We start from the raw sequence: 13,022 nt of genomic DNA, 5'->3' as shown, positions 1-13,022 counted from the left end.
AAATATGAGTCATCCCGAATTTTAGGTAGTAATAGACCACCTATTTGTAGGGATTCATCAGGTTGTCAAGTGAATATTGAAGAGGCTTATCAATTGCTCAACTGATAGAAATTTAGTAGCTATTCATGAAAAGGCGTTCGAAAAACTAATTTTGAACGCCTTTTATATGTTAAATATCTGAATGGCATATCTTTAGCCATAAAGAATTGTATCGCTAACACTCAAGTTGGGATAACTCACGTTTGCTTATAATACTACCTTTCCTAACTCGGGTTTGTACTTGACAAAGCCAAATAAATGCAAAAACACACTTCTCGACATCCTAAAGTTGAAAGGCACAGCTAGCAACGAAACAATCGGAATAGGAATAATATAACCCCAAATAGATGGGTCGCCAAAACCCCAGTAAATGGTAAGTCCTAATACCAATAATATAAGGATTGAAAAGCCATAACTCACAAACATAGCACCATACCAAAAGCCCGGCTCTACTTCAAAATGTAAATTACACACGGGACAATTTTTGTGCATATCATCAAACTTGTCGATACGCCAGTTAGAATATTTAAACATCTTTCCCTGACGACATTGCGGGCAACGTAACTCGGCAATAGCCTGTAAACGAGAACGTTCTCCATCAAAACGAATATTATTATATGAATCCATGAGCTTGAAATTTATTTGTATTACTACTAAAATATATTGATAACAAATTATTAATTACCGGGTTACAGAAATAATGATTGATATATTCAAGATAAAAAACGCTTTCAACGGTTTTATTTCATTGACTCGTCAATCTTTTCTATTCACTTACTAATGAACTTTTTTCCTAAACTCTTCGGGGGTAATACCTACCTGTTTTTTGAAAAACTTAGAGAAATACGAGTTGTCCTTAAAATTTAGCAAATAGGCTATTTCCGAAATACTGGTATTCTTATTAATCAAAAGTCTTTTTGCTTCCAGAATAATCCTATTTCTGATGACTTCCCCTGCTTGCATTCCAAGGTGCTCTTTGCAGAGTGCATTGAGGTGATTGGGTGTAATGTACAGCAAATCAGCATATTCCATAGGGAGCTTTAACGTAGTATGATGTTTTTCTATCAGCTTCTGGAAATTTTTTAGTAAAGTGTAATTATAAGCAGGGATATTCTGGGGTTTTTGAGCAAGGTTTTTCTGGTCAATCAGAATAAACATTTGTAACAACAAAGCCCTTATAATGTCCCACTGAAAAGTATCATTTGTGGTATTATGTTCAATGATTTCCTCAAAAAGCCCTTTTATCTTTTGGTTAAGTGGAAACTCAAGATTGATAACACTGTCTTGTACAATATTATTGAAAAAAGAAAATGCGTCTAAATAGTCAGGGCGTAGCAAAAATGACTGAAAAAAAGCAGGAGAAAAGTTGACCACATAGCCATCTATTGGCCCCTCAAAACTCCAGCTATGTACCTGCCCCGGAATCATGAAATAAATCTGATAAGGTTTTACCTCAAACTGGCTAAAGTCAATTGTATGAAAGCCAGCACCTTGTGTAAAAAATACCAAATGATAAAAGCTATGACGGTGTGCCAAATGCAAGTTTTTGTGCTTGGCCAGATAGCTCCCAAAACGACTCACCAAAAAATCATCTTCCTTGTGTTCCGACAAAGTGCAAATATCAACAAGGGGAATATTAGGTTTGGTAACAGACATATTTAAGTAATTGAACAATGTATGAGTTGTTGTATTCAAAAATCTACTAATCAAACTACTGAGTATTTCAAAAGCTTAAGTACAACAATTAAGATTTGTTTGATATGCCAAAGGTATAGCAGAAAAAGGAAGTAAGTATGGTGCAAAACCGACTATCAATGGTAATAATTACCGATTGCCCCAAAATAGTATTTCAGCACTATTGGATAGATTAAATATTTATCAAAACAAGATATTTAATCTATAGTTTTTGTAGAATAAAAAAGGAATGAGTATTTTTGTTTATACAATAGCTTTACAAACAATAATCAAAGACCTGAAAAGGTTGATATAGAAACAATACCATAATAACAATCCAAATACCGTTTAAATATGAAATTTGAAACACTTCAATTGCATGCTGGACAGCAAGTAGACCCAACTACCAATTCTCGTGCTGTACCTATTTATCAAACTACCTCTTATACCTTTAATAATGCCGAGCATGGTGCTAATCTGTTTGCATTGAAGGAATTTGGGAATATTTATACTCGTATAATGAACCCTACGAGCGATGTATTTGAAAAAAGAATCGCCGCCTTAGAAGGTGGTGTAGCTGCTTTGGCTGTAGGTTCGGGTCATGCAGCCCAGTTTGTGGCTATCAACAATATTACTACCGTTGGCGACAATTTTATTACTACTTCATTTTTGTATGGTGGCACATACAATCAATTTAAAAACTCATTCAAAAATATTGGGGTAGAAGCTCGTTTTGCCGATGGCGACGATGTTTCGAGTTTTGAGAAACTAATAGACGACAAAACCAAGTTTATCTATTTAGAAACCATCGGAAATCCAAGTTTTAGTGTACCCGACTTTGAAGCTTTTGCGGCTTTGGCCAACAAATACGACTTGCCACTTATAGTCGACAATACTTTTGGGGCAGGAGGAGCTATTGCTCAGCCTATCAAGCACGGGGCTCATGTAGTGGTAGAATCTGCAACCAAATGGATTGGTGGACATGGTACTACTATGGGTGGCGTAATTGTAGATGCAGGTACTTACAACTGGGGAAATGGTAAATTTCCACAGTTTACTGAGCCATCGCCAAGTTATCATGGGTTGGTACTCAACGATGTATTTGGGGTTGGTGGGCCTTTCGGCAACATTCAGTTTATTATTCGGGCTAGGGTAGAGGGTTTAAGAGACTGGGGCCCAGCACAGAGTCCATTCAATTCATTTTTATTGTTGCAAGGACTCGAAACACTTTCATTGCGTGTAGAGAGAATCGGCGACAATGCTTTGGCCTTGGCCGAGTGGTTACAGGCACATCCAGAGGTAGAAAGTGTGAATTATTTAGGTTTAGAAAGTAGTAAGTATCACCTCTTAGCCAAAAAGTATTTGACTCGTGGCTTTGGTGGTGTGCTATCATTTCAGCTAAAAGGAGACAGAGCTAAAGCCGAAAAATTTGTGAATAGCCTTCAATTAATCAGTCATTTAGCCAATGTGGGCGACTCAAAAACATTGATTATTCACCCAGCTTCAACAACGCACTCGCAGCTTTCAGAAGCAGAACAGATTAGTGCAGGCGTACAGCCAACATCCTTGAGGATTTCGGTAGGGATTGAGCATATCGACGACATAAAGGCCGATATTGAGCAGGCAATAAGCCAGTTGTAACAAAAGTAATATTCCATAAAACATGAGTCACCCCCTATTTTTATAAGGTTGTCAAAAGAACATCGAAGAGACTTACAATTGCTCAACTAATAGAAATTTAGGGACTATTCATGAAAAAGGCGTTCGACGCTAGTTGTTCGAACGCCTTTTTCATGGTAAAATAAACTTTCGGGTGTAACCCTACATAGTTATTAAATATCCCATCGGTCTTCGCCTTCATAGAAATATCTTTTTACTACATACCTAATCGACGAATACGAGTTAATCAAAGCAGTATGGATTTGCTTTCGGTCCATCCATTCTAATTTTTCAATATCTTCTTCTATTTGTGGACTCATTTTAGAATCATCGATTAATTCCATCGAGTACCACTTTGTTTGTTTAAGAATATGCTCGTTTTTGTAAGTATAAGTATGAAAAGTAGTACAGATTTTTTCTTCGAGCTTTACTTTTACATTACATTCTTCTTCTACTTCTCTGACAGCCCCAGCTTTGGCTTTTTCGCCTTTATCTAATTTCCCTTTTGGCAAATCCCATTTTTTCAAACGGTACATCATCAATACTTGTCCTTTTTCGTTGCGAACCACCCCACCAGCGGCTTTAATTACCTTATACTGGTTTTTGATTTGCTCTTCTGTAATATCCCTATCGGCGGTAACAAGCGTAATAGATTGAAAATGAGGTAAGTCATGCTCTTTTAGAATAGAAAAAAGTCTATTAATGGTTGGTAATAATACATTCAAAATTAGAACATGGCCATGTAATTTTTCAGGGCGTATAGCTTCTAGTTTTGCATCAATCAAATGGTCAAACTCTGTTGTGGTCAGAGATTTTGCCTTATTTTGACCTATAACTTTGACAGGTCGGTCATCAATGAAAATAATCATTTTATCGGGTTGATGTCTTATTTAGTTGGTATATAGTTTGCCTTAAAAGCGACAATATAAAACTATATTAAAAGCAAATTTACATTTTTGTTATCAAAACATGGTCGACTCTTTCTATTTTTGCATTTAAGTTGATAAGAAGGCTGTTCAATTTATCACGTTGTAAACATAAGGTAAGTCAATTAATTCGGTTTGCCTAATTTTCTTTTAGCCAAATAGAAAAACAACAAAGCCCAAGACAAATAAAGTAAAAACATGACACAAGCAACTCTTGCACAAGATGTAGCCTCTATGCTACTAGAAGTAAAAGCCGTACGATTAAGCCCCGACAAGCCATTTAAGTGGGCTTCTGGCTGGAATTCTCCCATTTATTGTGACAACCGTATCACATTATCTTATCCAAAAGTACGTACTGCTATCAAAAACGGATTGGCTGCGGCTGTAAAAGCTTACTGGCCCGAAACCGAAATTATTGCAGGGGTAGCTACAGCGGGTATTGCACAAGGGGCATTGGTTGCTGATTGGCTTGACCTGCCTTTCTGTTATGTTCGTCCTGAGCCTAAAAAACATGGTATGGGCAATCAGATTGAGGGTGAAATTAAAAAAGGCCAAAAAGTAGTACTTATCGAAGACTTGGTATCGACAGGCGGAAGCTCACTGAAAGCTGCTGAGGCTCTTCGCGAGGCTGGTGCAGATGTATTGGGTATGGTAGCTATTTTTTCTTATGGGTTTTCGGTAGCCACCGAAAACTTTGGAGCAAAAGGCTTGAAATTCTATACTTTGAGCGACTACGAAACCTTGTTGGAAGAAGCTGTAAAGAAAAAATATGTTTCTGAAAGCCAACTGATTACTCTACAAGAATGGCGTCATGACCCTGCTACTTGGGGTGTATAAGCATTACAATATAAAAAACAGTCCTATTAAAGTAATAGCGAAAATAACCATTGCTTTAATAGGGCATTGTTCATTTGTGTATTTTTTTCTTCATTAATATATAATATTATTGCCTTGTTGTACGTAGTAGTAATATATTTGTTTTACTCTTCATCCACTTTCATATATACCGTCTCATTGTTGTAAAGGTGTTTTATATCCTAAGTAAAGTAAGTCTTTCATTTCTAGAATTCTATAAATACGATGGGTAATTGCCTATGGTAATACGAATATGATAGAAATATGAAGGTCTAGTCAATAATTCCAAAACTTGAAATACAAGCTTGAGGTTATAGCAAGTAATGGGTACTTGTTGGGCTATTGGAAAACGATTATTAAGTATTTTAAGGGTTTTGATATGAGAAAGTTAAGTATATTTTTAGGGGGCCTATTGTGGTGCTTGGGCGGGCTAGCCCAAAATTATGATAGCTTAAATACAGCATTGGCTAGCATTTCTTCTGATAGGGAAAAAGTAGAAACAATACTAAACTACTATGACCAACACGAGAAAAAACATGATTATGTTAATAGTGTAAGGCTGCTAAATGAAGCCTTGAATATAAGTGAAAAAAAGCACTTGAAAAGTTTAGAAGCATCTGCCTATTATAAGTTAGGTACACTCGAAGCCAACGAAGAAAAACATGCCGATGCCCTAAAATATTTACAAAAAGCTTTGTCATTTTTTGAGGAACAGAACGACCGCCTCATGATGGGGCGTACACTGATTAAAATCGGAAATGTGTACGACCGACAGGAAACCCTCGATGAAGCCACTAAAATATATAACCAAGCCAAAGAATTGGGTAGCAAATACAGAATTCCCGAAATCTTGGGGTATGCGTATAATAGTTTGGGAATTATTGCCGACAAACAAGGCAAATCGCATTTGGCACTCGACTATGGGCTGAAGGCGTTACCCTTATTGAAAAAGGCAAATTTAAACGAAGAATATATCAGTGGTTTGATAAATGTAGGAGTACACTATAAAAACCTTCATCAATACAACAATGCCATTGAACAATACCGCAAAGCATTATCCAGTATAGGCCCAGATGATACCTTTTCTCAATCGGCTATATATATCAATATGGCTTGGGCTTTGCTAGGTAAAAAAGATTTCGACAAAGGGATTGAATCGGCACTAACAGGTATTCAATTGGCCAATAATATTAAAGAACGCAAATACTTTCAGGCCGATGCTTATGATGTATTGTCGAGATTGTACGAAAATCAGGGGGATTTTGAAAAATCGTTGCAAGCCCATAAAAAACAAACAGCCTTGAACGACAGTATTCGCAATGAGGATGTTTCGCAACGTATTGCCGAATTACAAACCAAATATGAAAACGATAAAAAAGAACACCAAATTTCTAACCTTTACCAAGAAAACCAAATAAAAATGGTTTTCTTAGTAGTAGCCGCTATTTTGATTGGTATTTTGGTCTTTTTTGGATTGGTATCTTTCAAGCAAAAAAGGCTAATTGAGCAAAAAAACGACTTACTTATAGTACAAAACGCCAAAATTCAGGAACAAGCCGACAAATTAAAGCTGATGATGAAGGAGTTACATCATCGAGTAAAAAATAATTTGTCGATTGTATCGAGTCTGCTCAACTTACAAACATACGGACTAAAAGATGACAATGCCATCAGGGCTGTACAAACTGGACAAAGAAGGGTAGAAGCCATGTCGCTAATTCACCAGAAACTATACCAAACCGAACATATTACCACTATCAATATGCGAGAATATATCGTTGATTTGGTAGAAAATATCATGGATTCCTATGGCTACGACCGTGACAATTTTACCCTCAACCTAGAGGTAGTACAGGAAGAAGTAGACGTAGATTTGGGAATACCCTTGGGGCTGATTCTTAATGAGCTAATTACCAATGCCTTTAAATATGCTTATCAGGGTATTCAAAAACCAAGCTTGAGCATTAGCTTCAAAGTTGGCGATGGCATTACACTAAATGTTGCCGATAATGGTATTGGAATTGACCTAGCCAAATGGAATCAAAAGGGGGTATCTTTTGGCAAACAGTTGATCGTTTCGTTGAGCAAGCAGGTTTCGGGTACATACCATATCCATAACCAGAATGGCACAATTTTTACGCTATATATTCCAAAAGACCAATTGAAAATTGCCTCATAATGATATTATCTAAATAACAATATTTTAACTAAATTAGTAAATACTAAATAGCCTGTAAGTATTTGATAGTCAATAGTACTTCACCCAATTCTGTGAAATAAAATTGTTGAGCAATTCAACATATTTATAAAAGTGCTTGGTATTTTTATATCAAATTGAATCAATACAGCAAAGTAGTAATTGGAAGTACCTTGTCGCATAGTTATTTTTATGAAGATGCTGAATAACCATTGTTCAGCTTGATAAGTTTCAATCAAAAATCCCTGTTTTTAATCATAGCATAAAAGTAGTGAAGCCGAAACAATTGCAAAGACAAGGTTTTAAATTATTCACTTGATACTGGCAAGTATAAAATAACACACTCATGAAAACAGATAATGTCAAAATCCTTATTATAGAAGATGACATTCCTATCGACTCTAAACTAATAGATTTTTTAGAAAATGAACAATGCCAAATTATTGCTTGTACCAATCAAATCAGCAAGGCAATGGATTTATTTCGGAATAATCAGGTAGATGTGCTATTATGTGATATTACCAATGAACAAGAGAGAAAAGGAATGCTGATTTGCGAACAATTGCTACAACTGAAGAAAATCCCATTGATTTATTTGGTCGAAAGCTCTAATAAAGATACCCTCAAAGCGGCTCTTAGAACATTACCATCGGCCTATTTTACCAAACCTTTTTTGTATGACAACCTCGGTATTGCTATTCATTTGGCTGCGTACAATAACCAAATGCGACATAAAAAGTTGCCTATAAATGCTTTAGAAATAGAAAAAGACAAAATAGGGCGTGAATGTATTTTACAAATAGACGATTATATCTTTATCAAACAACATTATCAATTTGTAAAAGTGCGTTTGGTAGATATTCTTTATTTAGAATCCAACAATAGTTATACTATTATTGTAACAACCCAACGAAAATTTGTAGTTAGGCTTACTATGAATACTATTTTAGAACGCATTCCTTACGAAAAACTGGTAAGGGTACATCGTTCGTATGCGATTCATTTAGATAAAGTAGAATCATTTACCGAACAAGAGCTCATGATAGACAACGTAGCTATACCACTAAGTCGTAATTATAAAGACGAGTTTTTGAAGCAGTTTACTTTTCGCTAAGTAACGCTATATTTTTTGCCAGGGAGTGATTTGATATAGCCCTGAAATTCTAAACTTAATAAAATAGAAGAAAGCTTTGCCATAAATATTTGTGATTGCCAGCTTAGTTCGTCAATGTGCATTGTGCCATTTTTGTGGAGCAATGCCATTACTTGGCTTTCGTCGGTAGACAAGCCCGAAAAGTCGGGAATAGGAATTTGTAGCGAGGTATTGGGGCTAGCCAAATCCCAATTTAGGGCTTCTACTATATCATTGACCTGCGTATAAATCTGGGCTTTATTATTTCTAATCAACTTATTACAACCTTCCGAAAAGGATTTCCCGATTTGGCCAGGCACTGCAAAAACATCTCGATGATAATTATTAGCAAATTCAGCCGTAATTAATGCACCTCCCTTTATGGCGGCCTCTACCACAATGGTGGCATCCGACATTCCCGCAATAATTCTATTTCTTCTAGGAAAATAAGGAGGCTCTGGCTCTACTCCAAACGGATGTTCCGACAAAACACCCCCTGTTTCTAGCATTTGTAAAGCGGTAGATTTATGCTGTAAAGGATACACTTTATTGATGCCATTGGCCATAATACCCAAAGTCGGAATCTGGTATTTTAGGCAAGCTTTATGAGCCACAATATCAACCCCAAAGGCTAGCCCACTAATACAAAGGATATTGTGTTGTGCCAAATCTCCAACGATTTGTTCGGTAATATGCCTGCCGTACTCGGTAATTTGTCGAGTGCCTACTATAGCAATTGTTCTGGGAGTATTCAATGAACATTTGCCTTTAAAATACAGAATAGCAGGAGCATCGTACAAAGTTTTGAGGCGGTTTGGATATTGCTCGTCTGTATAAAATATAATATCAACTTGCTCTTTTTGAGCCTGTTCTACAATACGAGTTGCTTTTTCAAAAATGGCTTTAGCTTGGATATTTTGAGCGAGGGTTTCGCCTATATTTGGAATCTTCAAGAGCTTTGCCTTGGGTGTTTTGAATACCTGCTCGGCCGAGCCACAATAGCTAATGAGTTGTTTAACAAGAACATCGCCAATTTTAGGAACTAACGATAAGGCCACTTGGGCAATTTTTTCTGAGGACATCATAGTCAGGTATAGAAATATTGAATGCTTGTAGAAAGTTTGATCAATCAATTATTGTGTAGGAATAGGTGATAATACTAAATTTTTATAAAAAAGGTTCGTCATTTTCCTCTCCATTTTCATCCAAAGAGTCTCTTAGTTTTTTAAAAAAATCCCGAAGCCCAACCAATGTATCCACTACATTTTGATTAGTTGTTTTTCGTTGCTTATTTCTTTCGAGGGCTTTTTTGGCACCATCTATCGTGTGTCCATCCTCATTAACGAGTTGAATGATTTCTTTCAAATGATTAATATCTTGTTGTGTATATTTTCTATCCCCAGAACGGTCACGTTTTGGGTTGAGCGTAGGGAACTGTTCTTCCCAAAAACGCAGCTTCGAGATGTTGATATTAAACATCTGAGCTACCTCCGAAATAGAGTAATAACGCTTTGTAAGATTTTGCATAATATCAAATATTCGAGAGGAACCTATGGGTATAAAGTCATGGATAGCTTTGATTCTCTCTATTCAAAGTAAAAATTGCAATAAAATAAACTCGCTAGGAATAAGTATTTTTAGTGCTAATATTCTCATTATAAGCGGTTAATATAGATGCTCAGATAAAAAGTACAGCCAATACTGAAAATGATTGACCAACAATATCGTTCTTCATCTTGAAAACAACTAATTTTGCAAAAAATTGATTTTAAGCAAAGATAAAATTTTTATCGAAAAATCAAGGAATCATATTCGTACAAAAATATAAATAGTGAATATGTGTGACATATATCATCTGAAAATCACTATTTTTTAATCATAAAATTACAAATGACTTCCAGAGAAATAAGACAGCAGTTCTTGGACTTTTTTGTATCAAAAGGTCACTTGATTGTTCCTTCCGCTCCACTAGTAGCAAAAAACGACCCAACCTTGATGTTCAACAACTCGGGTATGGCTCAATTCAAGGATTTTTTCTTAGGTAACGGTACTCCACCTTCAAAGCGTATTGCCGATACCCAAAAATGTTTGAGAGTTTCGGGAAAGCACAACGACCTCGAAGATGTGGGCTTTGATACCTATCACCATACCATGTTTGAAATGTTGGGCAATTGGTCGTTTGGTGATTATTTCAAAAAAGAGGCTTTGGCTTGGTCTTGGGAGTTACTTACAGAAGTATATAAGTTACCCAAAGATAGAATCTATGTTTCGGTATTTAAAGGCGACGAAAAAGACGGCGTTCCTTTCGACCAAGAAGCTTGGGATATCTGGAAGGCCATTGTAGGCGAAGACCGTATCATTCTTGGAAACAAAAAAGATAATTTCTGGGAAATGGGCGAAACAGGTCCTTGTGGCCCTTGTTCTGAAATCCATATTGATTTACGCAATGCCGACGAAGTAGCCAATACACCAGGGAAAGATTTGGTTAATGCCGACCACCCTCAGGTTGTCGAAATCTGGAACAACGTATTCATGCAGTTTGAACGCATGGCCGATGGTTCGTTAGTACCTCTTCCTGCCAAGCACGTCGATACAGGTATGGGCTTTGAACGCCTTTGTATGGCTATTCAAGGCAAGCAGTCTAATTACGATACCGACGTTTTTCAAGGTACTATCCAGTTTATTGCTGGCAAAGCTGGTAAAACTTACGGACAAGAAAAATGGACTGATATTGCCCTTCGGGTAATTGCCGATCATATTCGTGCTATTGCTTTTGCTATTGCCGACGGCCAGTTACCATCCAACAACAAAGCGGGCTACGTAATTCGTCGTATTTTGCGTCGTGCTGTGCGTTATGGATATACTTATTTAGGATTTAGAGAACCGTTTTTGCATTCAATTGTGCCTTTGTTGTCGGCTCAATTTGATGGCGTATTTCCTGAATTAATTTCGCAACAAGACTTTGTGGCTAAAGTGATTTTGGAAGAAGAAAATTCTTTCTTGCGTACCCTCGAAAATGGCTTGAAGTTATTAGATAAAATTACAGTTGACCTAAAAGCTACTAACCAAACCATTATTAATGGCGAAGTAGTATTTGAGCTCAACGATACCTTCGGTTTCCCTGTCGACCTAACAGCCTTGATTGCTCGTGAAAATGGCTTATCAATCGACGAAGAGGGCTATAAGGCGGCTTTACAAGCTCAAAAAGAACGTTCTCGTAAAGATGCTACCACTTCGGCCGAAGACTGGGTAATTTTACAAGAGGTTGACAAAATCGAATTTGTGGGTTACGACGAATTTGAAACAGTTTCTTCTATCGTAAAATACCAAAAAGTACAAAACAAACAAGGTACACAATACAAAGTGGTATTGGACAAAACGCCTTTCTACGCCGAGTCGGGTGGACAAGTTGGCGACAAAGGTACAATCACTTTGGGCGGTGTAGCTTTGCAAGTAGTAGATACCAAAAAGGAAAATGACCTAATTGTTCACTTGGTAAATGACAAGCGTTTTGAAGAATTGGTGTCGGACGAACCACTCAAAGCAAGTATTGATTTGTCTCGTCGTAAATTAACCAATAACAATCACACTTCAACGCACTTGATGCAGGCTGCCCTCAAGCAAGTATTGGGTACGCATGTCAATCAAAAAGGGTCATTGGTCAATGACGAAGTATTGCGTTTTGACTTCTCGCATTTCCAGAAAGTAACCGACGAGGAAATAGCCAAGGTAGAAGAAATCGTTAATCAAAAAATCCGTGAAAATATTCCATTGCTCGAAGAACGTAACGTGCCAATTGCAGAGGCTACTTCACGTGGTGCAATGGCCTTGTTTGGCGAAAAATATGGCGATTTTGTTCGTGTTATTACTTTCGACAAAAACTATTCAGTAGAGCTTTGTGGAGGTACGCATGTGCCTGCTACGGGCAATATCGGCTTGTTCAAGATTGTTGCTGAAAGCTCGGTAGCAACAGGCGTACGCCGTATCGAAGCTGTTACGTCAGAGAAAGCTTTTGAAATTTTGCGTCAGCAAGAAATCATTTTAGACCAACTGAACGACTTACTGAAAGCACCCAAAGATTTGGTAAAAGCAGTAGCTACTCTTTTGGAAGAAAAGAATACACTTAGCAAAAAAATCGAGGCTTTTGAGCAAGAAAAATTACAAGCTACCAAAGACCGCCTACTCAACAAAATTGTGGCAGTGGGTACTGTAAATACTATTGTAGAAGTAGTAGAAGTAGCATCGGCCGATGCCCTCAAGCAATTGGCTTATGAACTGAAAGCAAAAGTAGGTGATTTGTATTGTGTTTTGGGAGCAGAAATTGCAGGAAAACCACAATTGGCGGTTATGATTGCCGACAACTTGGTAGCAGAAAAAGGGTTGAATGCTGGTCAGATTGTACGTGAATTGGCCAAGGAAGTAAAAGGTGGAGGAGGCGGTCAGGCGTTTTTTGCAACGGCTGGAGGCTCGGATGCAAGCGGTTTGGCAAAGGCTATCGAAAAAGGAAGAACTTTTGTAGCATAACGACTTACCATTTTTT

The 13,022-nt window shown here is 37.2% G+C and carries 10 protein-coding genes; 5 read left to right on the top strand and 5 right to left on the bottom strand.

From position 1 onward, the window contains the following. Positions 1-246: 246 nt before the first annotated feature. On the bottom strand, positions 247-666 hold the full coding sequence (locus FLEMA_RS68495; RefSeq protein ID WP_044171363.1) for a DUF983 domain-containing protein: 420 nt from the start codon (positions 664-666) through the stop codon (positions 247-249). A 150-nt stretch (positions 667-816) separates the two neighbouring features. Further along, a complete protein-coding gene (locus FLEMA_RS0113745; protein WP_026995616.1) occupies positions 817-1,695 on the bottom strand; it encodes a helix-turn-helix domain-containing protein in 879 nt (292 codons plus the stop codon). Positions 1,696-2,067: 372 nt separating this feature from the next. Here FLEMA_RS0113745 and FLEMA_RS0113715 point away from each other — a divergent pair, with 372 nt between their 5' ends. Continuing rightward, a complete protein-coding gene (locus FLEMA_RS0113715) occupies positions 2,068-3,354 on the top strand; it encodes an O-acetylhomoserine aminocarboxypropyltransferase/cysteine synthase family protein (protein WP_026995614.1) in 1,287 nt (428 codons plus the stop codon). Positions 3,355-3,545: 191 nt separating this feature from the next. Here the strand turns inward: FLEMA_RS0113715 and FLEMA_RS0113705 are convergent, their stop codons facing one another. Then, a complete protein-coding gene (locus tag FLEMA_RS0113705; RefSeq protein WP_026995613.1) occupies positions 3,546-4,241 on the bottom strand; it encodes an NUDIX hydrolase in 696 nt (231 codons plus the stop codon). Positions 4,242-4,496: 255 nt separating this feature from the next. Here FLEMA_RS0113705 and pyrE point away from each other — a divergent pair, with 255 nt between their 5' ends. The 3 genes from pyrE to FLEMA_RS0113655 all read left to right on the top strand — a co-directional run bounded on the left by pyrE (position 4,497) and on the right by FLEMA_RS0113655 (position 8,464). Beyond that, positions 4,497-5,135, top strand: coding sequence for an orotate phosphoribosyltransferase (pyrE, locus tag FLEMA_RS0113690; protein ID WP_026997724.1), 639 nt, complete (start codon positions 4,497-4,499; stop codon positions 5,133-5,135). Positions 5,136-5,445: 310 nt separating this feature from the next. Continuing rightward, the gene (locus FLEMA_RS0113670; RefSeq protein ID WP_044171361.1) at positions 5,446-7,332 is read left to right on the top strand and encodes a histidine kinase dimerization/phosphoacceptor domain -containing protein; all 1,887 of its coding nucleotides are present in this window, start codon (positions 5,446-5,448) and stop codon (positions 7,330-7,332) included. Between the two features lie 364 nt (positions 7,333-7,696). After that, entirely contained in the window at positions 7,697-8,464 is a 768-nt protein-coding gene (locus FLEMA_RS0113655) for a LytR/AlgR family response regulator transcription factor (protein WP_026995611.1), read from the top strand. On the opposite strand, the gene dprA is transcribed toward FLEMA_RS0113655, so the two are convergent. Further along, the gene (dprA, locus tag FLEMA_RS68490) at positions 8,461-9,567 is read right to left on the bottom strand and encodes a DNA-processing protein DprA (protein WP_310587212.1); all 1,107 of its coding nucleotides are present in this window, start codon (positions 9,565-9,567) and stop codon (positions 8,461-8,463) included. The genes FLEMA_RS0113655 and dprA overlap by 4 nt on opposite strands. Before the next feature lie 82 nt (positions 9,568-9,649). Next, complete coding sequence (locus FLEMA_RS0113610; protein ID WP_026995609.1) at positions 9,650-10,009, bottom strand: MerR family transcriptional regulator; 360 nt, start codon at positions 10,007-10,009, stop codon at positions 9,650-9,652. 363 nt (positions 10,010-10,372) lie between these two features. Here FLEMA_RS0113610 and alaS point away from each other — a divergent pair, with 363 nt between their 5' ends. Continuing rightward, positions 10,373-13,006, top strand: a complete 2,634-nt coding sequence (gene alaS / locus FLEMA_RS0113595; protein ID WP_026997723.1) for an alanine--tRNA ligase — start codon at positions 10,373-10,375, stop codon at positions 13,004-13,006. Positions 13,007-13,022: the final 16 nt, after the last annotated feature.

The sequence above is a fragment of the Flectobacillus major DSM 103 genome (assembly GCF_000427405.1).
Classification (GTDB): domain Bacteria; phylum Bacteroidota; class Bacteroidia; order Cytophagales; family Spirosomataceae; genus Flectobacillus; species Flectobacillus major.
This window is presented reverse-complemented; position numbering and strand designations above follow the sequence as displayed.

Bases quoted from the DNA above. Each gene is read 5' to 3' on its own strand.
- FLEMA_RS68495 (WP_044171363.1), bottom strand. From the start codon at position 666: ATGGATTCATATAATAATATTCGTTTTGATGGAGAACGTTCTCGTTTA.
- FLEMA_RS0113745 (WP_026995616.1), bottom strand. From the start codon at position 1,695: ATGTCTGTTACCAAACCTAATATTCCCCTTGTTGATATTTGCACTTTG.
- FLEMA_RS0113715 (WP_026995614.1), top strand. From the start codon at position 2,068: ATGAAATTTGAAACACTTCAATTGCATGCTGGACAGCAAGTAGACCCA.
- FLEMA_RS0113705 (WP_026995613.1), bottom strand. From the start codon at position 4,241: ATGATTATTTTCATTGATGACCGACCTGTCAAAGTTATAGGTCAAAAT.
- pyrE (WP_026997724.1), top strand. From the start codon at position 4,497: ATGACACAAGCAACTCTTGCACAAGATGTAGCCTCTATGCTACTAGAA.
- FLEMA_RS0113655 (WP_026995611.1), top strand. From the start codon at position 7,697: ATGAAAACAGATAATGTCAAAATCCTTATTATAGAAGATGACATTCCT.
- dprA (WP_310587212.1), bottom strand. From the start codon at position 9,567: ATGATGTCCTCAGAAAAAATTGCCCAAGTGGCCTTATCGTTAGTTCCT.
- FLEMA_RS0113610 (WP_026995609.1), bottom strand. From the start codon at position 10,009: ATGCAAAATCTTACAAAGCGTTATTACTCTATTTCGGAGGTAGCTCAG.
- alaS (WP_026997723.1), top strand. From the start codon at position 10,373: ATGACTTCCAGAGAAATAAGACAGCAGTTCTTGGACTTTTTTGTATCA.